Origin of the sequence: Pseudomonas sp. DCB_AW (genome assembly GCF_026240895.1) — a bacterium.
Taxonomy (GTDB): domain Bacteria; phylum Pseudomonadota; class Gammaproteobacteria; order Pseudomonadales; family Pseudomonadaceae; genus Aquipseudomonas; species Aquipseudomonas kermanshahensis.
Map to the genome: position 1 here is coordinate 1 of NZ_JAPFCE010000192.1, position 435 is coordinate 435.

Here is a 435-nt window from a genome sequence, read left to right on the forward strand (position 1 = left end):
AAACCACCCCAGTCAAACTGCCCACCTGACACTGTCTCCCACCCCGATAAGGGGCGCGGGTTAGAATTTCAATACAGCCAGGGTAGTATCCCACCAACGCCTCCACCGAAGCTGGCGCTCCGGCTTCTCAGGCTCCTACCTATCCTGTACAAGCTGTACCAAAATTCAATATCAGGCTGCAGTAAAGCTCCACGGGGTCTTTCCGTCCTGTCGCGGGTAACCTGCATCTTCACAGGTACTATAATTTCACCGAGTCTCTCGTTGAGACAGTGCCCAGATCGTTACACCTTTCGTGCGGGTCGGAACTTACCCGACAAGGAATTTCGCTACCTTAGGACCGTTATAGTTACGGCCGCCGTTTACTGGGGCTTCGGTTCAAAGCTTCGCTTGCGCTAACCTCTCCCCTTAACCTTCCAGCACCGGGTTCCGTATATT

1 rRNA gene is annotated in these 435 nt (G+C 53.6%); it reads right to left on the minus strand.

The features are described 5' to 3' along the window. A 23S ribosomal RNA gene (locus OO306_RS28220) occupies positions 1 to 435 on the minus strand; the annotation flags it as partial.